The sequence below is a fragment of the Pseudoalteromonas luteoviolacea genome (assembly GCF_000814765.1).
Taxonomy (GTDB): Bacteria; Pseudomonadota; Gammaproteobacteria; order Enterobacterales; family Alteromonadaceae; genus Pseudoalteromonas; species Pseudoalteromonas luteoviolacea_H.
Window position 1 is genome coordinate 503,359 of the sequence record NZ_JWIC01000005.1, and the last position, 25,915, is coordinate 529,273.

The window sequence follows — 25,915 nt, forward strand, 5'->3', positions numbered from 1 at the left end:
TCATGAAGAAAATAATCGTCATTGGCGGCGGTCTAGCCGGTGGCCTGACAGCCATATACTTAGCAAAACGTGGATACGATGTACACATCATAGAAAAACGTGGAAATCCCCTACAAAGCCAGGCCGACTATATTGACCAAGTTAGTTCACGCGCCATTGGTGTGAGTATGACAGTAAGAGGCATTGAAGCTGTCGTCGCTGCGGGGATCCCTGTTGAGGAATTGCAAGCATGTGGCGTTGAAGTATCTGGTATGTCATTTTTTATCAAAGGTGAACCTAAAACACGTGAACTGCCGCCGCTTGATAAGCTCAAACCACTGTCATTAAGTCGCAGTGCGTTTCAAGTTTTACTCAATAAATACGCTGAACTAGCAGGCGTTCATTACCACTATGACCAACGTTGTATTGAAGTCAACTTAGACGATAGCTCAGTCATGACCAAAGACAGTGAAGACAACTTTGTCACTCACAAAGGTGACTTATTGATAGGCGCAGACGGCGCACGCTCATGTGTGCGCGAGGCCATGCAGTCAAACTGCCGACGCTTTGAGTTCCACCAGTCTTTCTTCAAACATGGTTACAAAACGCTTGTGGTGCCAGACGCCTCAAAAGTGGGCTTACGCAAAGATCTACTCTACTTCTTTGGTATGGATTCAGGTGGCCAATTTGCAGGCCGAGCGGCGACCATACCTGATGGCAGTATCAGCTTCGCGGTTTGTTTACCTTACACAGGGCAAGTGAGTTTACACAGTGATGACCGCACCGCCATGCGTGCATTCTTCGACCAGTACTACCCGATGGTCCCAGAAGATATTCGCCAGGATATGTTTGAACAATTTATGGTGAAGCCCAGCAATGACTTAATTAATGTTCGCTCTTCTACATTCCACTATAAAAACACTGCACTACTGATTGGCGACTCAGCGCATGCCACAGCGCCATTTTTAGGGCAAGGCATGAATATGGCGCTTGAAGATGCCTACGTGCTAGATACTTTATTTGAGCAATATGGCGATGACTTTGACAAAGTACTGAGTGAATTCACAGAACTTCGAAAAATCGAAGCGGATGCAATGCAAGATATGGCACGAGCAAACTACGAGGTCCTTAGCTGCTCTGACCCAATATTCTTTATGCGAGCACGGTTTGCACGTTACATGAACCAGAAGTTTCCAGATCATTATCCGCCAGATATGGCAGAAAAATTATATTTCACTTCAATGCGTTACAGTGAACTTAGAGACAAGCAAGAAAAGCAAAACGTTTGGTATAAAATAGGGAGAATGAATTAATGAAGATTTTAGTCGTTGGTGCAGGCCCATCTGGCCTGATGTTCGCAAGTGAAACTAAAAAATTACAGCCAGAGTGGGATATTCGCATCATTGAAAAGAATCACCCAGATGCAAACGTTGTTGGCTGGGGCGTGGTATTGCCAGGTCGTGCGCCGCACCACCCTGCTAATCCACTGTCTTACCTAGCAAACCATGAAACGCTAGACGCTCAGTATTTGGAGGACTTCAAACTCACTCACCACAACCAAAGCGCGCTAAAAAGTACCGGCGTGACACTGTGCGGTGCAGAGCGAAAATCCATGGTAAGAGAGCTTAGACAGCTATGCGTCAGCTTAGGCATAACCATTGACTATGAACAGCCAGCCCTTGAAGATGCCGAACTATTATGTAACGACTATGATTTAGTGGTGGTCTCAAATGGCATCAACCATACCACCACTTACTACCGTGACGCATTGAAACCTAAAATCGAATTCGGCAAAAACCGTTATATGTGGTACGGCACGCCCAAAACATTTGATGCCATGAACCTGATTTTTAAATCTCATTCAAAGGGTATTTTTGTCGCGCACTCATACAAATATTCCAGCACGATGAGTACATTCGTGGTGGAATGTAGCGAAGAGACTTATCAAAAGTCTGGCCTAGATGAAATGTCAGCGCAAGATGCTGAAAAGTTCATCGCATCGGTTTTTGAAGATGACTTAGACGGCAATCCAGTGATGGCACAAGAAGGCCTAAAATGGCGTAACTTTATGACTTTAAGCCATGAACAAGCGTTTGATGGCAATGTTGCACTACTTGGTGATGCGCTACAGTCTGGCCACTTCTCAATCGGTCACGGTACAACCATGGCAGTGGTTGGGGCACAGATATTAGTTAAAGCCGTGTATGACAACCCAGACAATGTGCAAGCAGCATTGACTGACTTTAACCAGCATGTAATGCCTATCATGCGTTTATTTGACCAACATGCCACTATCAGCCGTTTATGGTTTGAAACAGTGGAAGACAGAATGCATTTATCACCACCAGAAATTGCACAAAGTTTTGCAGAGCGCCGTAGCGAATTACCGCCACTGCCCGCAGCACTTGGCCAAGCACTTGAGAGAGCACTGGCTCGTGGAGATAAATAATATGGACCTGCACAAACAAAAGCAGCGACCTAAATTACCTGCACAGTGGAGCACCAGTTATATTTCTTACTGGCAACCTATGCAGCCAGACGACCACATCACATCGGGTTACTGCTGGTTTGATTATACGCGCAATGTGTGCAGAATCGACGGCCTTTTCAACCCATGGTCTGAAGAAAAAACAGGTCACCGGTTATGGATGTCTGAAATCATGTACCCTGCAACCAATGAGTCTTTCAAATCGAAAGTTGCATACAGTCGTGAACATATGGACAAGCAGAGCACGTTTACAGAGCAAGTATTAAACGACGAAGTTGACCCATGCCACGAGTTAATTCTAATGCAAGATGTGCTCGAATTGTGTGATGCTCAGTTCCAAGGAACGTGCGAGGTACTGGGGTTTGAAGCTGATATTTGGCACTTTCAACGCCCCAATGGCAAAGGTCCCGCCACATATTATTTCAAAGCAGATACTAATCAGCTTTTGAGAATGGTCACAGGAGACCCGCAAAAAATGGCTTCAGTTCGAGATTTCCCTAATTTCAACACCCGTGAAATTGATCCGGATATCTTCCAACATGTGCCATTAAAACAACCTGAGTAATGGCCCAAGCGTATTGGGAATGAGGCGTGCCGGCCACATTTAACATGTGGCCGGTCACATAATGACCTTTCAAAGAATATTTAGTCCAAACGCCTGCTTCACTCTTCCTAATACTTGCTGTGATTTTTGATTTGCCTGCTCTGTACCTGCCAATAAAACCGCTCTCAGCTGACCAGGATCTGCAATGTACTGTGCTCGTCTAGCCCTAATAGGGGTAATTAAATTCACTAAGCAATCTGCAAGTATGCCTTTGAGTTTACTGTCTCCCAAGCCGCCTCGACGATAATGCTCTTTGAGTGATGCAACATAGCTTTTATCGTCATGAAAAGCGTCCAAGTAAGTAAATACAACATTCCCTTCAACCTGACCTGGGTCATCAACACGAATATGATTTGGATCGGTGTACATCGCTCGGACGGCTTTGACAATTTCATCATCTGTACTGCCAAAAGTAATCACATTGCCAAGTGATTTAGACATTTTAGATTTGCCATCAACACCCGGTAATCGGGATACCTCACTCAATAACGGCTTGGCTTCAATTAAAACTTGTTTACCGGCAACATGGTTAAGTTTACGAACAATTTCGTTGGTTAATTCAATCATTGGGAGTTGATCTTCCCCCACAGGCACTAATGTTGCATCAAAAGCAGTGATATCAGCCGCTTGGCTTATCGGGTAACTTAAAAAACCAGCAGGAATAGAAGCACCAAAGTCTTTGCTGGCAATTTCCGCTTTCACTGTTGGGTTACGCTCCAATCGGGCAACACTCACAAGGTTTGCATAATACATTGCAAGCTCGGCTAATGCAGGAAGCGCCGATTGCAAACAAATCGTCGTTTTAGTTGGACAAATGCCGACAGCCAAATAATCAGCCATCACATTAAAGATGTTGTCTGCAACTTTTTTGGGGTTATGGCCATTATCAGTCAACCCCTGCATATCCGCGATCAAAATTGTTTGATTGTACTCTTCTTGCAAAGATACACGGTGCTGCAAAGAGCCCACAAAATGGCCTAAATGTAATGGTCCGGTCGGTCTGTCACCGGTAAGAATGGTATGTGTCATCGCTGTCTCCTTGTTTATTTACTACCGAAAGAGACAGTGTTTGTGAATCAACTCTCACCTCTCGGCAGCAGTTGAACACACGTATTCAAGCGCCGCTCAATTAAGAGCGCCACCAAGAAAAATTGATAAGTAATTCAGAAATATAAGTATTCATAACTTGTTTAAGCTAACACAGGAAAAGCCATTCAGCAAGGCTATTTTTCAGACCCCCCCCCTTACTCAATATCCCTAGGGTTATTCAAAAAACCTCAAGTGAACAAAGCCGTTTACACAATAAACATTCACACGCGTGAAAAATATTCAATTACATTTAAAAACACCCAGAAAACAACACAAACCCATTCAAAAACAGAACCTTAACAAGAATCTATTTTTTACAAAAGCAACAAAACCCACTTAAACAGCCACAAACAAGAGAATACAAATATTTATCATTTGCATATAAATTCACAAAGAAGTAGCTTGGAAAGCCTGCTTAAAAAATGTGTAGCTCGTTTTCAATGCCAATAACCAAGATGAGCACACCCGTTTTACTGAATTGGGTACACTATGAAACGATATTTATTTGATAAAGACCTCGATAAGTCTAGTTGTGGTGTCGGCTTTATTACTCACAAGCAGAGCTTAAAAACACATCAACTTATCCAACACGCACATCAGGCACTATGTATGATCCCACACAGAGGTGGTATGAATGCCGAAGGAATTGGCGATGGCGCTGGTGTAAATATTGATTTATCTCTCACATTTTTTAGAAAAGTGACTCAACAATCAAACCTAGAATTAGGTGAGTTTGGTGTCGCTAACTTTTTCTTACCCAACGACAGTGCCAATCGTGAAGATGCACTGTCATTGATAAACCGAGTTCTAGCTACACACAAGTTAGAAGTCCTCATGACACGAGATGTCGCAACTAATAGGTCTGTACTAAACCCTGCTAGTCGACAGGCACAGCTGAATATTAAGCAATTTATTTTTGCTAAACCCGTTCATATCAGCAGCCAATCCGTCTTTGAGTCTTTAATACATCAAGCACTTGAAGACATTGAACTGCATGCGTTTACCACCGAGCAACTTCGCGGATTGTATCCACTGTCAATGAGCTCGCAAACACAAGTTTTAAAGGGTCGATTAAATAGCTGGGAAGTGATCCCCTATTTTGCAGACCTCAGCGATCCTGATCAGCAGATCCACACTTTATTCTTTCATACTCGGTTTTCGACCAATACTGCGCCAAATCCTATGTTCGCGCAGCCATTTAGAAGAATGGCACACAATGGCGAGTTAAATACTGATAGAAAAAACAGACTCAGTGAGAATGCCATTGCAAAATATAAAAACAAGCGCTTAATATTTCCTGCTGGCCAATCAGACTCGGCTCGGCTTGATCAAACCCTTGCAAGACGCGTTATCGAAGACGATATGCCGATTGATGTGGCTGCGCTGGCTATGATGCCTCCAGCTTGGGAAAACGATGAAAGCTTGTCTAAGCCCGTGCGCGCGATGCTTGAGTACTTTTCACTATATGAAGAGAAAAACGACGGCCCCGCGGCCTTTATTTTTGGCGACGGCGTAAAGGTTGGCGCACGATTAGATAGATTGGGATTAAGACCACTTCGCAGCGTTGAAACCCATGACTATCTCGCGGTAATGAGCGAAGCTGGACAAATCGATTTTGCCGAAGAGGAGATTATTCGCAGAGGCCGTATTGAAGCGGGCGGTATGATTGTCTTCGACCATCAAAACAAAGAGATAAAGCTCACCGCACAAATCATGGAAGAGCTTGCAGCTGAGCACGATTACGCGGCGATGTTAAACAAAGCAAGGCTCACACTGGCAGAGCTCCCCACTGTGAATCAAAGCGATGTCACTCACAATACTCAGCTCAATATTGCAGCACAACATGTTGCGTATAGCATGAACCAGGAAAGCTTTAAGTTTATGCTTGACCCCATGTTGCAAGATGGCTCTGAAAAAATATCAGCAATGGGTTATGGCCTCGCGCCTAACGTACTTACTCGTGAAGAAGGGGGAGTATCACGCTACTTCAGTCAGCGTTTTGCACAAGTGACAAACCCACCACTAGACAGCATTCGCGAAGTCGATGGTATGACTTTACGTGTTGCTTTGGGAGCAAAACCCAATATTAGCCCCACAAGTCACCGCCAAATTGTGCTCAACTCTCCGCTTTTAAAACCTCAAGATTTGGCCAAGATCAGTACCCAAACCGCACTCAAGGTGAGCACTTTGCCTATGCTGTTTAATATTGATCCAGAGCATACAGACCATCAGCAGCAATTACTTGATGCACTCAAGACCCTAGCTTGTCGCGCCGAGCAACTAGCTCAGGACGGCTGCGATATTATCATCTTAAGTGACCAAGCGGTTACCCATCAGCAGGCAGCCATTCCAGCACTGCTCGCCGTTGCAACCATTAACCAAAAATTAATCGCTGAGGGGCTGCGATTTAATACCAGTCTAGTATGTCACACAGGTCAAGCTGCCAGCACCCATGATCTTGCTTGCTTACTTGGATTTGGTGCATCCGCGGTGTGCCCTATCACGGTCTACAATCGCGCTGTTGAATTATTCGCAAATGAACAAGCGGTACTCGATGCACTGGCTCGATATCAAAAAGCCGCTGAAAAAGCCTTGATGAAAACCATGGGTAAATTCGGATTGTGCACAGTCGAGAGCTACATTGGCGGTGAGTTTTTTGAAGCCAACTTCATAGATACTCACGACCCATTACTCAAAGCCATTTTCCCGAATATTCACTCACCGGTTGGCGGTGCACGCTTTAAAGACCTCGTAGAAAGCGCCGTTAGTTGGCATAAAAAAGTTTTTGAAGTGCAAGCTGAAGACCAAATCCCCGTGCTCGGCTTATTCAAAGAGCGTGCGCAAGGAGCAGGCCACAGCTTTGGCACAACCGCCGTACGTGAATACATCAATATGACAGAAGAGAAAATTCAATATATTGATGAATCACAATTAGAGTCCACGGACACAGGTGTGATCCTGCCAGAGGACGATGGTTACAAAGACTTAGGCTTCGAAGCAAGAACACCTGAGCAAATCGCTCAATTTAAGATAACGCAAGCTTACAGAGAGTTTAGTCAGAATTTACTGGTTGAACGTCATCACCGACCAGCGGCACTGCGAGACGTACTCGCCCTGCCCTTAGACTTTACTCAACTCAACAGCACGCAAGCCTTCGTTAATGCGCTCAAATTAATTGAAATTTCAGGCTCTTTTAAAGTGCATGTGAGGGGCCTAAATGTTGAACCTATCGCACAGCACAAATGGTTATTGAGCCACAGCGCCAATAATGCAGATATCAATCATTCTCTGGCTGAAGCGCTCAATCAGCTATTCAAAACAGAAGTGTATGAAGTTTTACCAGCCAATGACAAAATACTCATTGAAACGCGGACTAACTCAACACTTGATAAGTTATGCAGCAAACTAGTAAGTGGCGCAGATCAGGTTTCTATCATTGATGTGCAACCCGCTCATGAGATCACAGCAACATTCGCCTCGGGCGCAATGAGCCATGGCGCCTTAGTTGAAAAGGCCCACGAGGCTGTTGCGCAAGGCACCAATATCGCAGGTGCAATGAGTAACTCAGGTGAAGGCGGTGAAAACTCACGCCGATACAATACAGTTAAAGCCAGTAAAATTAAGCAGTTTGCCTCAGGACGCTTCGGTGTGTGGACTGGCTACTTGGCCGATCCTGCACTACAGGAAATCGAAATCAAAATTGGCCAAGGTGCAAAACCAGGCGAAGGCGGGCAATTACCCGCACCAAAAGTAAACGTGGTGATCGCAGCAGCAAGAGGGGGGACGCCAGGGGTCGAACTCGTTTCTCCTCCACCGCATCATGATACCTATTCAATCGAAGACTTAGGCCAGTTAATTCATGATGCAAAAGCGGCGCGCGTGCGTGTTATTGTCAAGCTCGTGTCTTCTGAAGGCATTGGTACTATTGCTGTGGGTGTCGCCAAGGCTGGCGCAGATGTTATCAATGTCGCAGGCAATACAGGCGGTACAGGCGCTGCGCAAGTAACCAGTTTAAAACACACAGGACGCGCTGCCGACATTGGCATTGCAGAAGTGCATCAAGCGCTGAGCGAGAATGGCCTGCGCGACAAAATAACGCTTCGCTGCTCAAATGCACACCAAACTGGTAGTGACGTCGTTAAATCAGCAATGCTCGGTGGGGATTCATTTGAGTTTGGTACCACCGCTTTAATGATGCTCAAATGTGTGATGGCCAAAAATTGTAATCTAAAATGTCCTGCTGGATTAACCACCAACCCAGAGGTGTATCGAGGCGATCCAAGGGCGCTTGCACAGTATTTTATGAATGTGGCCCACGAAGTCCGTGAGATTTTAGCCAGTATTGGTTATCGTTCGCTTGCGGAAGTTAGAGGGCGCTCAGATCTATTGCATTTAGTATCTCACCCTGCCATGGTCGGTAAGCTGGATATGACTGCAATGTTGAAGCCAGCCCAAGAAATAAACATAACCAAGCCCATTTATTTAGAAGCCAATTTTGATATCGACAATGCTTGGCTGCAGCAATTAGAAGAAAATTTTCTTACCACCAAGCTCACCCAGTTTGAAAGCGAACCTGTCAAGCTTAACAACTGTAACAAAACCGTGGGTGGTCAATTGGCCATCGACATTGAGCGTATTTTGAATTACCGCTTACCTGATACCGACATTGAAAACCACCCCGCCATAATGCGCCTTGAAAATGGTCGTAAAACGCTCAAACCCAATAGCATCAAACTGCATACCACGGGCTCCGCAGGCCAAAGTTATGGCGCTTTTAATAACTCAGGTATGTTTCTGCAACATATAGGGACTTGCAATGATGGTGTCGGAAAAGGTGCAAGTGGCGGACAAATCGTCGTTACCAATGGTAATAACTCTATAGAAGAAAATGTCCTCATTGGAAACTTTGCCTTGTTTGGTGCGACGGGCGGACAGCTTTACGTTAACGGACAAGCGGGTGATCGATTTGGCGTTAGGAACTCAGGCGCTGTTGCTGTGATTGAAGGCGTTGGCGATTTTTGCTGCGAGTATATGACCAATGGTGCAATTGTGAATATTGGCACATATGGCAAAGGCTTTGGTAACGGCATGAGCGGTGGCACCGCTTATCAATACGATCCATCAGGACGAATAAGTGAACTCTGCTCCCAAGATTCAGTCACCGCTTTGAACCTAGGGGAAGACGATGCGATTTGCAAAGGGCAAGAACAAGCACTATTGCAACACCTGACTGATCACGTCACAGCAACACGCTCCTTAAAAGTTCAAGCGCTTCTAGATGACTGGCAAACTACCAAACAGCACTTTTATGTGCTTATCCCGAATGCGTTATTCCAGTATCACTGTGCGGATCGCATTGTGCAAACGCTCAATAGACGCACCATGTTGGAAGAGCTATCACAAGGCTGGGCTGAAAAGTCGGTTAAAACGATAAAGCATGCATATCAGGACTATCACAACTCCAATATCAGCTTATTTGATGGTGAACTCCCCGACTATGGGGACTGTGATACAGCCCTTGTCTATCGATATATCAGCAGCGCGGGGATTTTGCATAGAGCAGATCAGCTAGTACAAAAGCAACATGCACAAGGCTATACAGAGGTAAACGCACATTATTTGTTTGATACGTTAGATCACAAGCTTATCGATGCGTTAGCTAAAGACGCCAAAGAAGCCCTAGCCAGTTATGATGACCAAGCACTTAGTTGCTTACTGGCGCAAAAGCGTGTGCAAGATTATAAAGATGCTCTCTCTCTTAGAGAGGTATGTGACTCACCAGCGATTGGAACCAGTGTGTGGATCATTCATAGAGACAAAGCAGTGCAACAAGCCTTACTTGAATATCGCAGTTTAAATGAATTACTCGCCACACATTATTGCCATGTACTTTCAGAAGCCGTCAGGCACGCTGCGTAAGTAGGAGAAGATTATGGAACACATTAAAAGCAACAAAAAAGTCCCGTTTTTACCACAGGATATCCCATTTAACGACGATCAAAGACAATGGCTAGGCGGCTTTTTAGCAGGTCTGCATACACGCTTGCTGGTCAAAGAAGAGCATGTATCAACCACCAGCGCACCGCAGCAACAGGTTAAACCCATTACCATCATTTATGGTTCTCAGACAGGGAATGCTGAGGGTGTTGCTGAGGAAGCCGCTGAAATTGCTAAAAACCACGGTCTTTCCCCTGTGGTGCTTGATATGGATGACGCTGAATTGACTCAGCTCAGCCAAGCTGAACGACTACTGGTGATCACCAGCACATATGGTGAAGGCGAGATGCCTGATAACGCACAAGCACTGTGGGATGATATCACGAGTGACACAGCGCCTCGCTTCGATAACACCTATTTTTCGGTGCTTGCTCTTGGTGACACCAATTACGATGATTTTTGTCTTGCTGGTATTCAATGGGATGAGCGCCTGGAAGCACTTGGCGCAACGCGCATTGCCGATAGGGTCGATTGTGATGTGGCCTTTGAGTCGCCCGCGCAAGAGTGGATTGCTGAAACCTTACCCACCATTGCACAAAAAGGCAGTAACGGGCAAAGTGAAGTCATCCCCACGGCAGCGCCTGTGGCCAGTAAAAAAGCCAAACCCAAATTCACCCGTGAAAACCCATTTGAAGCTGAACTGATCAACGCCTATACACTAAATAAACCAGGCTCAGGTAAAGAGACATGCCACTACGAGTTTTCGTTACTTGATTCAAAGGAAGTGTATGACGCAGGGGATGCCATTAATTTGATCCCGGTTAATCGCGCAGATTTAGTTGAAGAAATAATCGCACTACTTGGGGCCCGCCCTGAGCAGCAAGAGCAATACGATGGCCATACGCTGGAACTGCAAACTATTTTTAGTGAACTCTTAGAAATCAGAATACCCAGTAAAGAGTTTGTCGCTGAAGTGGCTGCTCGAAGTGGTGATGCTCAATTTATTGCTAAATTAGAAGAAGACGCTCAAGCCTTAAATGATTTTATTTGGGGTCTCGATTGTGTTGACCTATTGAGAAAATATGCACCTAATGCATTCACCGCAAGCGATTTTATCCGTTTATCTAAACCACTTGCGCCAAGAGCTTATTCAATCTCATCGAGTATTAAGAAACATAACAATCAAGTACATTTAACCATTGCCAGCGTCCGTTATGAGCAAGAAAACCGCGCCCACAATGGGGTCTGCTCCACCTTTTTGGCCGATGTCTGTAAACCCGGTGATAAAGTGAAATGCTACTTTGCACCAAACAAACACTTTTCGGTACCTGAAGACCACTCAGCACCGATTATCATGGTCGGTCCAGGAACCGGTATTGCGCCATTTAGGGGCTTTTTAGAGGAACGCGCGGCCACTGAGGCCACTGGTGACAACTGGTTATTTTTTGGCGATAGACAAAAATCATGTGACTTTTTATATCAAGAAGAGCTTGAGCAAATGCAGCAAAGCGGCTTGCTTACCCGTTTAGATTTAGCATTCTCTCGTGACCAAGCGCAAAAAGTCTATGTACAAGACAAAATGCAAGAACAAGGTGCTGAGCTCTTTAGTTGGTTAGAACGCGGTGCCTATTTTTATGTGTGTGGTGATGCATTCAGAATGGCCAAAGATGTTGATAAAGCCTTGCATGATGTCATTGCCAAGCACGGCGGTTTTGATGAAGCAGAGGCTCAGGCCTATGTCGCAAGCCTTAAAAAACAAAAACGTTATGTGCGAGACGTCTATTAAAAGTGAAAAAAGGCTGCACACGCAGCCTTTCTCTATTCAAACACGCTAAGTTACTTGCTTTTAGCGCCTTCAGTTAAGCCATACATATCAGCAGTAAACAGGCCGATGCCCTGCTCTCTTAAATCACTGCTTGATGAATAAGGCTGCTTAGTTTGATAAAGGTAGACTTCACTGCCATTTTGTTGAGCGCGTGCAGCAAATTGTTCAGGCCATCCCCATAAAATCCTACCAAACTGCTCTGGAATTACGAGGGTTGTATTACTGCAAGATCCGGGGTAGTAACGTGACCAACCAATAAAAATGTACTTCACAAGACAGCGTTTACCGACCTCTTTTGAGTACGTCATTTGCTCAGGGAATTGCTCAACAATCTCCTCTGATACACTTTGAATACCCATAAAACTAATACGGCTGCGCTGTTCAGCGGTTAGCTTATTTAAATGACTTGTCAGCACTTCGATTGACTCTGGACCTGCTGTTTTCACATTAAGTAAAAACGATTTTTCTGGGAATTTCGTAAGCACTTCAGTGAGAGAAGGAATGAGGCCAACCCCTTTATCTCTGAGTGGATACACTTCCTCCTCACCGACACTGTAGCCATAACCTGCATCTAAGGATTTTAGATATTCCATGGTTTGCTTTGACGTCACCCCTTCGCCATTCGTTCGGCAATCTAGGGTCCAATCATGAAAAATAGCCAGCTGTTTATCTGCTGTCGCATGCACGTTCAGGTGCACGGTGTCAGCGCCCAATTCAAATGCCTTTTCAATTGCAGGGAGTGTATTTTCGATAAATGGATGTTCGACAGACGTCAACCTGTTTGCTGTACACGTTTCGTTAGTTACCCCCCTATAGTCAGTAGGTTGTACTAATCCTTTGTAAGAAATAACCTTTCCGGGGTTTTGTAGCGCAAGGTCAGGTTGCCTTGCAGCTAAAATAATGAGTATTAAAACGGATAAACGTACAGCCCAGTGTTTCATGAATTCCTCAATAGTAAACCTTTAAGTCTCGCATTTTAGCAAAGTTAGTAGGCTTAAGGAATTGTCTAGGTATCGAGGTCATAGGGCACGACTTAAATACATCGTCATTTGCTTTATTTTTATTCATCTAGATGATATTACTACATTTTACTTAACAGCATGTTTACCGCGCTTATCACTTAAACTGTTGCCTATAAAAATGACAATAAAAAGAAACACGATTTACAGCACCTTAGTTATACTCTTTTTGCTGTTGTTAATGATTACAAGCTTATTTGGCAATCAAACCGACAAAGACGTCTCTCGTGTGTTAAAAATCGCAGAGGCGCTCGCTATTTATCACACCAAACCAGGCAACAACTTGGCTGATTTGAACGCTTTAAAGACACTGACTGAGCTTCACCCCGAACTGCTCAATACCGTGCCATTGGATAAATGGGGTTCGCCATTTGAATACCGCTATTTAACACATTCTCCACTGACGTTTATGATTTATAGCTCAGGGTCAATGAGACAAAATAATACATTCACTTTCTACTTATTTCGTGAAGAAAATAATCAATTCATCATGGCCAAAGTTGAAAGTTAAAGGTTAAAAGATAAATAAAAATTAGGAGTACCACATGCTACTTGAAATCGCTATTGGCGATGCTTACGGCGCTGGTTTTGAATTTGCTAGCAAAGAGAAGGTTGCAAATTTTAATAATTTAACAGCTTATCATGAGCATGGACTCGGTATCGCACCCGGTCACTACACAGATGACACGCAAATGTCGATGGCGCTCGCAGAGCTGATGATAAGCTCTGCGCCTTGGGATGAATACACCATTACACAAAAATTTGTTGAGTGCTTCAAACGAGACAAGCGCCTTGGTTACTCCAAGGGTTTTTATGCATTTTTAGACTCAATTAATTCAGCTGAAGAGTTTTTAGCCCAAATTAAGCCCAACAGCAAAGCAAATGGTGCAGCAATGCGCTCAGTGCCCATTGGCTTATTTCCAAACATTGAAGATGTCCTTAACAACGCACAATTACAAGCCAAACTCACCCATGACACCGCCATTGGTATTAACTCGTCACAAGCGGTTGCGCTGGCTAGTCACTATTTTTATTACCAAATAGGACCTAAACAGCAGCTTGCTGAATTTGTTCAGTCTCATACTGAAATAACATGGGACTGTCAGTGGCAAAATGAAGTCGCATGCTGTGGGTATGAGACTGTCAATGCATTGCTAACGGTTTTATTGAATGCAAAAAGCCACTCTGAGCTTTTAATCAAATCAGTGGCGTTTGGTGGCGATGTGGACACTGTTGCGGCTTGTGCATTGGGTATTGCAAGCTTAAGTGATGACTATGTGAATGACTTACCTGCGTTTTTATACGACGAACTTGAAAACGAACAATACGGTAAGGATTATTTAATAAAGCTCTCTTCTGACTTGCTAGAAGCTGTCAATAAGCGCAAATAACCAGTTGCACTCTGTATTACCTCACTTGTGGCAACAAGGGGGTAATATTACTGCCATAATGTGAAAAAACGATTTTTAAATGCTTATCTAATTTCTCAAGTTCTGCCCGACAGATGTGTTTAAACTTTAAATTTGCGGAGCCCCTGCTTGAATTTAAAACCAGATTGCGTCTAAACCACATGCGCAATTGTGTTGTAAGTAGCGGGTCGTGACCGCTCAAGCACACTTCTATAAATTTGCGCCCTGCGTCAATGTAATCGGTGAGGTTATCAATACTGGCAGGACTATGCTTGAGCATCATTGCTTTTACTGCAAATTCAGCACTGGCAGTTTGATATGCTTGTTCAAATGCATCTTTAGCAATTACCTGATGATAGTCCATAACCCGTCATAACTTAGCTTTTGATATTGATAATAATAATCAATATCAAAAACTCTGTAAACGTCACAGACTATTTAAACCATTAACCCATAAATGTTACTTTGCAAATAAGACCATTTTGAACTTCATAAGCGGCGATCACCTTAATACTGTTCTCCACCTCTTTACTTGGCACTGTTGAAGACTCAGCCAGTTCATGATCAATTAAAAAACGATCATGTACGATGCGCTTTAAAGAAGCTGCATGTAAGTAGCTTAAACTAGAAAATTTTTTGCCATAGCGCTCAATCAGAGCGTCTTTACCTTTGAACACCAAGGTTTGTGATTGGTAAATTTCTACATCATCGCTGTACGTCGCTGCAAAGGCGTCAATGTCTTGATTGTTATAAGCTTCGAGTTGACGATCGACGATCGCAATCGTGGCTTGTTCTATTTCTGTATGCATAAAGAAGATCCAAATTCATCATAATTTGGACCGCTATATTATACAAACAGTCGCCATGTGTTAACCGTTAGACATGAAAGATTTCCACCAAAAGGCATTGTTATGCGACTGCCCCGCAGTGAGTACCTCACCGACAATGGGGGTGTTGATTGTCACATGATGCTGCTGCGCAGCCTTGGACACACGCTCTAACGGCTCATACCAAGCATGAAAAGCCAAATCGAATGTACCATTGTGAATAGGCAACATGACCTCTGCATTCAAATCAATATGTGCTTGCACGCTTTGCTCTGGAGTCATATGAATGTCAGCCCAATCTTTGTCATAAGCACCGGTTTCGATAAAAGTGTAGTTAAATGGTCCATAGCGCCGACCTATGTCTTTAAAGCCATCGAAATAACCAGAGTCGCCACTAAAATAAAGGCTTTGCTCGCCCGCTTTTATTACCCATGAACCCCATAGCGTTTTGTTCCCATCGCCCAACCCCCTACCAGAAAAGTGCTGTGTTGGCACAAAAGCGACCAAGCTCTCACTGTCAACGTGCTCCTGCCACCAGTCAAAGACTTTAACCTTGGTTTTGTCCACTCCCCACTGAGCGAGATCCCCTTCCACACCAAGTGGAACAAAAATTTCCTGCGTTTTATCCATCAAAGCCAACACGCTGTCTTTGTCTAAATGATCGTAGTGATTGTGAGAAATTAAAATGCGCTCAATTGGCGGTAAGTCTTCGAGGGAGATAGGCGTTTCTTGAAAGCGCTCAGGCCCTGCAAAACTAAATGGCGATGCGCGTTTAGAGAACACCGGATCTAACAACCAATATTTACCATACACTTTAAGCAAAATAGATGAGTGACCTAATTTGATCATATGTACTTGTGTATCCGACAGCTGTGCCAACATAGACGGCGTCTGTTGCACCATAGGTAATGGCCTGCTCGGCACAGGCGACACTTTAGATTCCGTCATAAAGCGCCAAAAAATCTCCAGTGTTTTACTTAAACTTGGCGGTTGGGTTTCGTTGATGTTGTGAAACTTGCCTTCTTTAAATTGAGTTGAGTGATAACCTGCTTCATTCACTTGTGCATCTAAATTTGACACCATAGAACATCCTCCAACCGTTAATCCAAATAATACTGCTGCTACAAAAGACACTTTATATTTAGCTTTCATATGTCACCACAAAAAGTAAACTACACGGTGCAGTTTTTCATATGCATCAATAAAAGTAAACTACACAGTGCAAGTTTTTTTGATTTCAGCTACACTAGCCCCATCAAAGTGAGGAGTTAATTGATGAAGCTATCAGAGAAAAAACGCTTGCAAATCATAAATGCAGCAGAGATTTTATTTGCTGAACAGGGTGCGCAACAAACCAGCATGGATTTGGTTGCCCAAACCGCAGAAGTATCTAAACGCACTGTATATAACCACTTTGATAGCAAAGAAGCGCTACTTTACGCCGTGATTGAAAACATGCTCAGCCAAGTAACCCAAGACCAAGAGCGTATTTATACGAATGACAAACCTATGCGCGATCAGCTTATCGATATCGCAAAATCAGAAGCCGATATGTTGACCTCAGCCCCTTTTTTACGCATCGCACGGGTGGCATTTTTAGAGCTATTACAAAACCCAGATATGGCTGCACACTTGAATAACACCAAAGTGGGCTGTATGCGCTACTTCGAAACCTTCCTTGAACATGCAATCACCGCAAAGCAACTGGAAGTAGATGATATTACGTTCGCTACTAAGCAATTTGTCTTTCAGTTAAAGTCCTTTATTTTTTACCCTCGCTTGTATGGTTTTGAGCTTGATGCTCACATCACCCAAGACAAGGTCATAGAAGAAACCGTCGATATGTTTTTAGCCCGTTATCAAGTTAACAGTGAGCGATAAATGAAGTTAGGTAAACGACTTGCAGAAATTAGTCAGCTTGTAGACAACCAGTACACCCATATTTGGGATTGCTGTTGTGATCATGGCCTACTGGGTGCAAATCTACTAGATAAAAACCTTGATGCGACGGTGCATTTTGTTGATATTGTCCCGCATTTAATGGAAGCCTTAGACGCGAAACTCGCACAGTTTTACGCTGACAAGCAGACGCAATGGCAAGCCCACTGTATGGATGTTGCAAAACTCCCGCTTGAGGGAAAATCAGGAAAGCACCTTGTCATTATTGCCGGTGTTGGCGGCGATCTGTGTGGTCGGTTTATCAGAAGTATACTCGCCAATAATCCAAGTTCTGACATCGAATTTTTGCTCTGCCCTGTGCATCATCTTTACACCTTGAGACAAACGCTTAATCACCACAATTTAAATCTGATTGATGAGTTATTAATTAGCGAAAATAAGCGCTATTACGAAATACTGAAAGTGACCAACAACCCCAAAGTACAAACACACTCAATTTCTTCGGTCGGTGAAGCAATCTGGCAATATCGTGATGCGCAATCCTCTGCACATGCAAAAGCCTATTTAAGTAAAACCATTGCTCACTATCAACGTATTAATCGCGGTGACAATGACGTGTCAGATATTATTGCAGCGTATGAAAGCGTGAATATCTCCCCCAAAAACTAGTGCACCGCATACAGTACTGACGGATTTGCCGGTGATTTCATTGAAAAAACCGGCCCTACTAAAAAGTGGAATATTCTGATTAATTTTCAATCGAAAAAATATCGCGATACAACCCATCAGGGAAGCATTGCCTATCCGTTTTAACGCCTCCTAAACGCTCAACCAGTGCCCGAGCAGCTGAATTATCATCATTCATGTAAGTTTGAACGTGTGTAAATTTCAATACTTCATAAGCATAGTCAATCGCCGCTTTAGACGCTTCAAGGGCATAGCCTTTACCACGGCCTGCAGGCAATAGCCACCAAGTGAGCTCGGTTGGCCAATTGTATCCGCGCCAAAAACCACACGTACCAATATAATGACCTGTCTCTTTTTCTTGTATAGCCCACACCCCAAAACCATACAAAGCCCAACATCCCAAATCGGCTTTAAGCCTAGCAAGCACTTTTGCAGGCTCAATCGGCCCGCCGTACATTTTTGATGCGTCACCATCGGTATAAAACTGCAAATAGGCATCTAGGCACGCTTCATTTGGCGCAACTAGCCTGAGCCGTTCAGTGTCTAAGGTTTCAATTGTTGTCATTGTGTATCCTGTAGTGGTGTTATTTTGACAGCGCTAATCTCGCTGCCAGCGCCAAGAACAGCGCACCTAAGATGCCATCAAAATGTTGGCTGATCTTAATTTTTCTAGCAAATACCTTTGCTACCTTACTGAAAACCAATGAAAAAACAAAGTTAACCAATAATACAATCGTACATAACAACACGCCTAACGTAATGATCTGCATACTCATTGGCTGCGCATTATTGGTAAATTGCACAAGGAACACACTAAAAAATAAGATGGCTTTTGGGTTCATCAAATTGTTTAAAAACCCTTTTAAAACCAGATTACTAGACGATAAACTCGGGACTTTTGCCGAGTTTTCAGGCTGTTTATTATTCGTCCACCATGTGCGCAGCATAGTCACACCAAGCCATGCTAAATACAGCGCGCCCAGCATTTTTATAATCATAATCACAGAAGGAAACTGCTGCATTAACTGGCCAAGCCCTAAGGCAACCGCGAGAGTTTGTACAATACCAGCCACAAAAATACCTATAGATATTCTGATACCTGCCAATACGCCTTGCCCAGACGAATAAGCAGAAATGAGGACCAAATCAGGCCCTGGTGATACCGCCAGTATTAAACAGGTCATCACAAAAAGTGGCAAAAGCGCAAGGTCTAGCATAAGTACAATCTCCATCGTTATTACTGCAAAAAACCGACAAGTTTGCCACAAGTTCCCCCTCTAGATAAATCCGTCTTAATGATTGATTTTTATATTTTATGAACAGAGCTAAGCCTTAGTACCCTACCCATGCTCGTTTTCACGAGTCGTCTTACTCTCGGCGTGTTGAGTAGAGCCATACCAGTTCACTTTACGAGTGAGGAGCATTACCAAAGACAAAACAATAAAGCACATTAAGCTGCCCATAAGCAGTGCGTAGTCCTCAGCCCCTAACATGCTGTAAAGTAAGCTATATAACATCGTCAGACCGATGCTAAAATACACACCAAGTTTGGCACTGTTTAAGACCCCAGCCACATACCAGCCAAGTAAACCTGTCGCACTCAATGTTGAGATCAAATACGCAACCCCAAAACCTAAGTGTTCACTCAGTGAGATCAATAACAAATAGAAGATTGCCAACGTGATCCCCACAAAACCATATTGCACAGGATGGATAGGTTCTGAACGCACTAGCTCAAGTAAGAAGAAGCTCGCCATCACAAGTAAAATGACCAACAGTGCATAGTTAATTGCACGATGACTTTTTAAATAATGATCAACCGGGTCAACTAGGGCAACGCCCATGGTACGGTGCATAAGCTCTGTGCACTCATTGCGCATCACGCAGCCAGTAAATATGCTTTGCATGTTGGTAGAAAAATAACTGGCTTGCCAACGCGCTGTAAAAGCTTCATCGCCGATATCTGAACTCAGTGGTAAATATTCTCCTTCAAAACTAGGGTGAGGCCAATTTGCTGTCATGCTTACATGGGTTTCACTACCAAGTGGTGACACAGCGAGACGCATCATGCCTTGCAAATGCAAGTCGGCAGAGAAAGACAATGTTGCTTTTGATAGTGCCGAAACAGCAATTGGCGCATGGACTCCCTCTTTGATGCTGGTCAACAAGGTGCCCGGTAGCATGTCTACTTCTTTGTCCGCTACCTTAAGCACCGAATCAAGGCCTATACCGCGAATATCTTGAATACCAAACACCAAATTAACTGACAGAACCTTGTCTGCTTCAAGATCATTGAGGTGCGACACTGAAAATTCACCGGAGATGGTATTAATGGAGCGGTATAAAGTGGCCTTATAAATGCTGCGATATTTCTCAAACGTATCTAATTTAGAATGAATTTTCAGTGTATCAGGCAGAACAAACGCTTTGTTCTTAATGGTTTTGGTTTCCTGATTACGCGTTACTTCCCGCTCGTATTCTATGTATAAAAATGGACCAATCAGACGTTGCTCGTCACTGCTGCTTTTGGCGATTTCTTGTTGCACTTGCTGTTGTATAGCACTTCGTTCATCAATTAAATCGGCAATGAACATGATAGGGATCATCAGAAAAAGTATCACTCCTATCAGCGTGGCAAACTTAATTCCGATTTTTTCTTTATTTTGGTTATTCATAATTAACTCCTCAGGTTTACCAACACTGTATCAATCTCGTTTGGTGTCTCTGTGGAGTTAATGTGGAGTCTTTATGGAGTTTTAATCGCAAGTGTGACTTCAACGCCTTGCGGCTGATTGCACACGGTCAAATAACCAAAATGCAGCTTGGCCACTTGTTCAACAAAATTCAGCCCAAGCCCTGTGCTTTTATTGCCATTGGCTCTTGGCAATGAGTAAAACCGCTCTGTTAAACGAGGCAATGCATATTCCGGTATGTGTTCGCCTTGGTTAAAAATCACAAAACAGCAATGCTTATCTCGCTGCTCAATGCGCACGCTGAGTTCACCGCCCTCGATAATAAAATCTAACGCATTGTCAAACAAGTTCAATAACGCTTGGCGCAGTAAAAACTCATCGCCCACAAGGGCAATACTTTGGCTGTCATCCAACTGATATTTCACTGATTTTTGCTCTAGTTTAATGCTCACTGTATCTGCAACGTAATTGACTAAATCACGACTTTGAATATCACTGGTTTGTTCAAGTTCAGGCTGCTTTTCAAGTTTTGCCAATACCAGTAATTTATCAATTAAAGATTGCATCCGCGCAGACTCTCGCTCAATATTACTTGCAAATCGCTGGCGTTTGTCTTCTTCGAGGGGCATTTGGAGTAATTCACTGGCGCCTTTGATCCCAGACAACGGGCTCTTAAGTTCGTGAGTTAAGGTTTCAACATACGTAGCAACGTAATCTTTGCCATCTAACTGATTTCGCATGTCCGAGAGCGCATCGCTGAGCTGTGCATATTCATAGAATACTCTGAATGTCGGCTTACTTGCCTTTTCGCCTTGTCCCATTTTATACGCATAGACAGACAGCTTTTTCAGTGCCGAGTTGATCCGCCAAGCCACTACAGCGCCAACCAGCAATACCATCACACTCATTATACCGAGCCAATTAAAAACTCGCTGCTTAGACAAATCTATAAATGGTTGAACAGAGCGATTTGCCTTAGCAACCGTCAAGCTGCCAATGGTTTTGCCTTGATGTATAACCGGTGCAGCCACATGCATCACCGTTGAAAGTGGGTCATTGGGGTCGGTGGCAGTTGAGCGCGCCCCGTATTCACCTCGCAAAGTCAGGTATACATCATTCCACCTTGAGAAGTCACTACCAATATCTTGTTGCCATGAATCCGCCACGACTATTCCATTGCTGTCAGTGACGTATATTCGGTGGGTCATCGACTTTTTATCCACGCCCCAAATCGCAGCATCTACACTGCGATTACCAAACTGCTGAAGTAAATCGGCTATTTTACTGTTTTGCAGTGCGTCATTTGCCAAATCATCCGCAACCAGCACAGCGAGCAAATTCGCCATATCTACCAAGGTTTCTTCTGTGGTCTGTCTAACTGTTGGCTTAATTTCTTTGATAAGTGTCGAGCTCACAAAGTAAGTCGTCATGATCACGATAATAAAATAGAGGAGAAACAATCTGATCCCCAGCGGGATTTTAGGCCACCGCTGCATCATGACTCCAAGTGTTCAAAGTAATACCCAAATCCACGCTTGGTTTTGAGATGTTCGCTCATATCAACTGTTTTAAGCTTGTTGCGAATTGCTTTGATATGAGAATCTACATTACGTTCATATGCCTCTTCTACTGGCATCTGGGCAAAATCCATCAATTGTTGCCGGCTCAATATGCGCGGTGAAGACTGTACCAATGCATCCAGCACCCTAAACTCCAGTGCAGTTAAACCAAGTCCAACACCGTCTTTATAAAAATCGAAATTTTCAGACACTAAGCTACTGGATAATTTTTGTACCGCTGCGGGCAATGGTGACTGACGAGGTTTGAGCCTGAGCTTTACTCGGGCGAGCATCTCTCTTGGGCTAAATGGTTTAGTAACATAATCATCGCCCCCAATCTCTAACCCTACAACCCGGTCAATTTCGTCAGCGCGGGCCGTTAGAAATATAATGGGCAGTGCCGAAAACTCACGGATCTGTTTGCATAGCTCAAAGCCATTACCATCTGGCAAGCCTACATCTAGAATTAATAAGTCAGACTGGTTAGTTTGTAAGTGGGTAAGGCCAGCCCCCGCAGTATTGAACCAAACGACATTAAAGCCACCCATCTCAAGTACATGTGTCAATGTATCTGCAATAGCAGGCTCATCTTCTATGATGACAATATTCAAAAGGCCTCCGCTGTAACAGGCTATCAATATGCTTAAAGTTTAAAGCGCACAGTATAGGTGAGAGTAAAATGATAAACTACAAAAAGCATATTAAAAACGGGATGTTATGCCTATAGCCCAAATCAAGTTGCGGTAAATTTCACTAGTTTTACTGCAACTGGGCTCTCTAACTGCTCAAGTGTATGCATAATACATTGATAAGACCACCGTGTAGAGCGATTACCAGATCCGGCGCCAATCAAAGGCATCGCAATGTGCTTGTAGCCTTGCTGTTCTGCAAGTGCGATTGCACTTTTCACAGACTGTGTCACTGAGTACTTCGTAGCAAACCAGCATAAATTAATACCTGCGACATGAATAATGCCTTTATAGTCCAAGCTGCCTGCAGAGGTCAGCCTGGCTTCACCAAGGGGAATAGCGCCAAATTTTGCAACCTCTTTGAAAGGCACAGTCCCCGCTCTTCGCTTAATCGCGCCAGATACGCCTTGCGGAAGCAATAACCACCAAGGAATGATATTGCGATTCCAGCTATTTACTATGGCATCCACTTTTTGCTCCAGCAAATCGCCATGTATCACGGTGACATCAACACTCATAAAGCACGCTTCTCCACTTGCCTAACTACTTCAACAATCACAGGCACAACCGATAAGACTAGCAACCCTGCCATGGCATAATTAAATACTTGCCTTGCTTTACCTTGGGTGAACACGCGCTTTAGCGCTGTGCCACATATTAGCCAACTACCAACGCAAGGAAATGCAGCCACCAAAAAAACCAATGCAATGGTGACATTTTGCACTACATACCCTTCCCCCACCGTTGTAAAGGCAGCAATGGCACCTGTTGCGACGACCCACGCCTTTGCATTTACCCATTGAAATAAAGCGCCATTGATAAACGTCATAGGTCTTTGCGCTTTATGCTCCATTTCACCAGCCGCGGTGCGGGCAATCAACCATGCTAAGTACAACAAATAAAGCACACCAACACACTTGATAATGAAATGTAGACTCGGGAAGAGCGTAAATATCTGACCAAATCCAAGCCCAACCACCATCAGCATGACGCTAAAACCAACGCAAATACCTGATAACAGCGGCAAGGTCTTTTTAACACCAAAGTTAACCCCACTGGTCATCACCATGATGTTATTGGGTCCCGGTGTAATTGAAGTAGAAATAGCGAATAATGCCACGGCAATGATGTATTCCATCTTTTTTTGATCCTTTATTTATTACCAATTGCACTTATGTACCCAATATTCATACACATTAGGACAAGGTTTGTATATAAAAAAGACAACTATTCAAGTTCGTAGCCCAGCAAAATCATTTTAGGAATTTTTTATTCCTAAATTAAGCTGAAACCTACAATTATATAAGCCTTAGTCTAGAGTTAAGTGTGAGTATAGTAATTTATACGGGTTTGTATTTGGTTAAGGACTGAACAGGGAAAAGATATTTATGACTTATACTAAGCTACTCGTCGTTGATGATGATGCAATCGATAGAAAAACCGTCATCAAGACACTCTCTGGCGAGCAACAGCATTACGATATTGTTGAGGCCAATAGCCTAGTAGAAGCCTATCAATTAATCCAAGACATGCAGTTTGATGTCATTTTATTGGATTTTAATATGCCGCTGGTCAATGGTGTTGAAGCCATCATTGAACTACGCGGTGATAACCACCTTAAGCATACCGCCATTGTGATGATCAGTAATCTTTATGACCATCAACTCGTATTAGATTGCATTAACGCTGGGGCGCAAGACTTTTTACTCAAGCATGAGATCACCAGCTCACAACTTGCACGCTCTATTTTACAAGCTAGAAAACGCCATGAGCTTGAGCAACAGCTCCATGATAGCTATCAACACATTAAAGATTTAGCCGAAAAGGATACCCTTACAGGGCTGCATAACCGCTTTCACTTTGAAGAAGTATTAAATCGCCTGCTGCTTGCCCGTACAAGAAGAAATGACGAAATCGTCGCGGTGATGATGCTCGACTTAGATAAGTTTAAACACATTAATGACCATTTTGGTCATGATGCAGGCGACCGACTGCTGATAGCCGTTGCGGGCAGGATCAAAGAGATATTAAGAGAAAATGAGTTATTGGCACGCTTAGGTGGTGACGAATTTGCGTTTGCCTGTGGTGAGCTCACCAGTATTTCACAAGCCAAAGTCATTGCTAAGCGCATTTTAAGTACGTTTGAAATCCCCTTCGAATTAGATGGACATGCCATTCACTGTACCGCAAGCATTGGCATTGCTTTAGCTCCCATAAATGCTGAGCACGCACAAGATTTAATTAAACTTGCTGATATCGCCATGTATCGCGCTAAACGTCAAAGTGGCGAGCATATAGAAATTTTTCAGGATAACGTACAAGAGACGTTTTTACTCAAATACAAGGTGGAATCTGAGCTCAGGCAAGCCGCATTTAATCAAGACTTCCAACTCAATTATCAACCCATCATCAACAGTAAAACAGAAAAAATAGAGATCATAGAAGCTTTGATCCGCTGGCCATTTGCTCATACAACGCAATTGCCAAATGAATTTATTCCTATTGCGGAAGAAACTGATCTGATCCAATCAATCGGTAAATGGGTGCTAGAGTCAGCCCTTGGACAATTTGCGGATATGCTCAAAGCAAGTCGTTATGACTTTAAACTGGCAATAAATGTCTCTGCTAATCAACTGGCAACTGGCGGCTTTTCCTATATGGTGATTGACGCACTGAGCCAATTGAATATTCCAGCAAATAAATTGATCCTAGAGCTTACAGAGTCAGCCTTGTTACAAGATTGCTCCATCATCAATGAAACTTTAACCACACTATCAGAACATGGCGTAAATCTAGCACTAGACGATTTTGGCACGGGCTTTTCATCACTTCCCCACTTACTGAAATCACCTATCAAAATGGTTAAAATTGACCGCTCAATCATTCAAAGCATCTCATACCCGGACTCGACTAACCATGATATGCTCAAAGGGTTGGCTTACATGCTCTCTAAACTTGACTTTAAAATGGTTGCCGAAGGCGTAGAAACCGCGCCACAAACCTCAGCTTGTAACGAGCTAAATATCCATTATCTGCAAGGGTATTTGTTTTATCAGCCCATGACGGAGCAAAAAGTAAAGCAGTTACTTGAAGATGAACAAAGAAGCTCGGGGCATCTATCTGTGGTAAACAGTGAATTACCACTTAAGCAACCAAATGATAAGAATAACAACTTATAAACTGTATAAAGAGCGCAAAGCTGCGCTCTTTA

22 protein-coding genes are annotated in these 25,915 nt (G+C 43.6%); 10 read left to right on the plus strand and 12 right to left on the minus strand.

All coding sequences use genetic code 11. The features are described from left to right. Positions 1-2 precede the first annotated feature (2 nt). Genes JF50_RS09675 through vioE form a run of 3 tightly spaced genes read left to right on the plus strand, consistent with a single transcriptional unit; the run spans position 3 to position 3,032 of the window. Positions 3-1,292 carry an FAD-dependent oxidoreductase gene (locus JF50_RS09675; protein ID WP_039609232.1) on the plus strand — a complete coding sequence of 430 codons (1,290 nt, stop codon included), beginning with the start codon at positions 3-5 and terminating at the stop codon, positions 1,290-1,292. Beyond that, the gene (locus JF50_RS09680) at positions 1,292-2,428 is read left to right on the plus strand and encodes a tryptophan hydroxylase (protein ID WP_039609233.1); all 1,137 of its coding nucleotides are present in this window, start codon (positions 1,292-1,294) and stop codon (positions 2,426-2,428) included. The genes JF50_RS09675 and JF50_RS09680 overlap by 1 nt, the downstream gene beginning before the upstream one ends. A gap of 1 nt (position 2,429) precedes the next feature. Continuing rightward, positions 2,430-3,032 carry a violacein biosynthesis enzyme VioE gene (vioE, locus tag JF50_RS09685; protein WP_039609234.1) on the plus strand — a complete coding sequence of 201 codons (603 nt, stop codon included), beginning with the start codon at positions 2,430-2,432 and terminating at the stop codon, positions 3,030-3,032. A 69-nt stretch (positions 3,033-3,101) separates the two neighbouring features. Here vioE and trpS read toward each other — a convergent pair whose 3' ends face one another. Continuing rightward, positions 3,102-4,100, minus strand: a complete 999-nt coding sequence (gene trpS, locus JF50_RS09690; protein ID WP_039609235.1) for a tryptophan--tRNA ligase — start codon at positions 4,098-4,100, stop codon at positions 3,102-3,104. Positions 4,101-4,649: 549 nt separating this feature from the next. On the opposite strand from trpS, the gene JF50_RS09695 reads away from it, so the two are divergent. Beyond that, the gene (locus tag JF50_RS09695; RefSeq protein ID WP_039609236.1) at positions 4,650-10,079 is read left to right on the plus strand and encodes a glutamate synthase-related protein; all 5,430 of its coding nucleotides are present in this window, start codon (positions 4,650-4,652) and stop codon (positions 10,077-10,079) included. Positions 10,080-10,092: 13 nt separating this feature from the next. Beyond that, a complete protein-coding gene (locus tag JF50_RS09700) occupies positions 10,093-11,883 on the plus strand; it encodes a sulfite reductase subunit alpha (protein ID WP_039609237.1) in 1,791 nt (596 codons plus the stop codon). A gap of 50 nt (positions 11,884-11,933) precedes the next feature. On the opposite strand, the gene JF50_RS09705 is transcribed toward JF50_RS09700, so the two are convergent. Continuing rightward, the gene (locus tag JF50_RS09705) at positions 11,934-12,863 is read right to left on the minus strand and encodes a glycerophosphodiester phosphodiesterase family protein (protein ID WP_052262218.1); all 930 of its coding nucleotides are present in this window, start codon (positions 12,861-12,863) and stop codon (positions 11,934-11,936) included. A gap of 259 nt (positions 12,864-13,122) precedes the next feature. Between JF50_RS09705 and JF50_RS09710 the strand changes: the two genes are divergently transcribed. Both JF50_RS09710 and JF50_RS09715 read left to right on the plus strand, forming a co-directional pair. Then, positions 13,123-13,452 carry a hypothetical protein gene (locus JF50_RS09710; protein WP_039609238.1) on the plus strand — a complete coding sequence of 110 codons (330 nt, stop codon included), beginning with the start codon at positions 13,123-13,125 and terminating at the stop codon, positions 13,450-13,452. A gap of 34 nt (positions 13,453-13,486) precedes the next feature. Next, positions 13,487-14,332 carry an ADP-ribosylglycohydrolase family protein gene (locus JF50_RS09715; RefSeq protein WP_039609239.1) on the plus strand — a complete coding sequence of 282 codons (846 nt, stop codon included), beginning with the start codon at positions 13,487-13,489 and terminating at the stop codon, positions 14,330-14,332. Between the two features lie 16 nt (positions 14,333-14,348). On the opposite strand, the gene JF50_RS09720 is transcribed toward JF50_RS09715, so the two are convergent. From JF50_RS09720 to JF50_RS09730, 3 genes are all read right to left on the minus strand, one after another. After that, on the minus strand, positions 14,349-14,714 hold the full coding sequence (locus JF50_RS09720; RefSeq protein ID WP_039609240.1) for a hypothetical protein: 366 nt from the start codon (positions 14,712-14,714) through the stop codon (positions 14,349-14,351). 82 nt (positions 14,715-14,796) lie between these two features. After that, positions 14,797-15,159 (minus strand): nuclear transport factor 2 family protein, encoded by a 363-nt coding sequence (locus tag JF50_RS09725; RefSeq protein ID WP_039609241.1) that lies wholly within the window; start codon positions 15,157-15,159, stop codon positions 14,797-14,799. Positions 15,160-15,219: 60 nt separating this feature from the next. Continuing rightward, positions 15,220-16,260 (minus strand): MBL fold metallo-hydrolase, encoded by a 1,041-nt coding sequence (locus JF50_RS09730; RefSeq protein ID WP_039609242.1) that lies wholly within the window; start codon positions 16,258-16,260, stop codon positions 15,220-15,222. A 192-nt stretch (positions 16,261-16,452) separates the two neighbouring features. Between JF50_RS09730 and JF50_RS09735 the strand changes: the two genes are divergently transcribed. Both JF50_RS09735 and JF50_RS09740 read left to right on the plus strand, forming a co-directional pair. Further along, entirely contained in the window at positions 16,453-17,058 is a 606-nt protein-coding gene (locus JF50_RS09735; protein ID WP_039609243.1) for a TetR/AcrR family transcriptional regulator, read from the plus strand. Continuing rightward, complete coding sequence (locus JF50_RS09740) at positions 17,059-17,745, plus strand: tRNA (adenine(22)-N(1))-methyltransferase (RefSeq protein ID WP_052262219.1); 687 nt, start codon at positions 17,059-17,061, stop codon at positions 17,743-17,745. It begins immediately after the preceding gene. 79 nt (positions 17,746-17,824) lie between these two features. Here the strand turns inward: JF50_RS09740 and JF50_RS09745 are convergent, their stop codons facing one another. From JF50_RS09745 to JF50_RS09775, 7 genes are all read right to left on the minus strand, one after another. Then, the gene (locus JF50_RS09745) at positions 17,825-18,328 is read right to left on the minus strand and encodes a GNAT family N-acetyltransferase (protein ID WP_039609244.1); all 504 of its coding nucleotides are present in this window, start codon (positions 18,326-18,328) and stop codon (positions 17,825-17,827) included. A gap of 19 nt (positions 18,329-18,347) precedes the next feature. Beyond that, positions 18,348-18,995 carry a LysE family translocator gene (locus tag JF50_RS09750; protein ID WP_235423412.1) on the minus strand — a complete coding sequence of 216 codons (648 nt, stop codon included), beginning with the start codon at positions 18,993-18,995 and terminating at the stop codon, positions 18,348-18,350. Between the two features lie 108 nt (positions 18,996-19,103). Next, positions 19,104-20,438 (minus strand): cell envelope integrity protein CreD, encoded by a 1,335-nt coding sequence (gene creD / locus JF50_RS09755; protein ID WP_039609246.1) that lies wholly within the window; start codon positions 20,436-20,438, stop codon positions 19,104-19,106. A 71-nt stretch (positions 20,439-20,509) separates the two neighbouring features. Continuing rightward, positions 20,510-21,955: a two-component system sensor histidine kinase CreC gene (gene creC / locus JF50_RS09760; protein WP_200890389.1), complete on the minus strand. Its 1,446-nt coding sequence runs from the start codon at positions 21,953-21,955 to the stop codon at positions 20,510-20,512. Beyond that, a complete protein-coding gene (locus JF50_RS09765) occupies positions 21,952-22,626 on the minus strand; it encodes a response regulator (RefSeq protein ID WP_039609248.1) in 675 nt (224 codons plus the stop codon). Before JF50_RS09765 ends, creC begins: the two co-directional genes overlap by 4 nt. A 122-nt stretch (positions 22,627-22,748) precedes the next feature. Further along, entirely contained in the window at positions 22,749-23,222 is a 474-nt protein-coding gene (locus JF50_RS09770) for a macro domain-containing protein (RefSeq protein ID WP_039609249.1), read from the minus strand. Next, the gene (locus JF50_RS09775) at positions 23,219-23,842 is read right to left on the minus strand and encodes a LysE family translocator (RefSeq protein ID WP_039609250.1); all 624 of its coding nucleotides are present in this window, start codon (positions 23,840-23,842) and stop codon (positions 23,219-23,221) included. The genes JF50_RS09770 and JF50_RS09775 overlap by 4 nt, the downstream gene beginning before the upstream one ends. Positions 23,843-24,092: 250 nt before the next feature. Here JF50_RS09775 and JF50_RS09780 point away from each other — a divergent pair, with 250 nt between their 5' ends. Continuing rightward, positions 24,093-25,883, plus strand: coding sequence for a putative bifunctional diguanylate cyclase/phosphodiesterase (locus tag JF50_RS09780; protein ID WP_052262220.1), 1,791 nt, complete (start codon positions 24,093-24,095; stop codon positions 25,881-25,883). Positions 25,884-25,915: the final 32 nt, after the last annotated feature.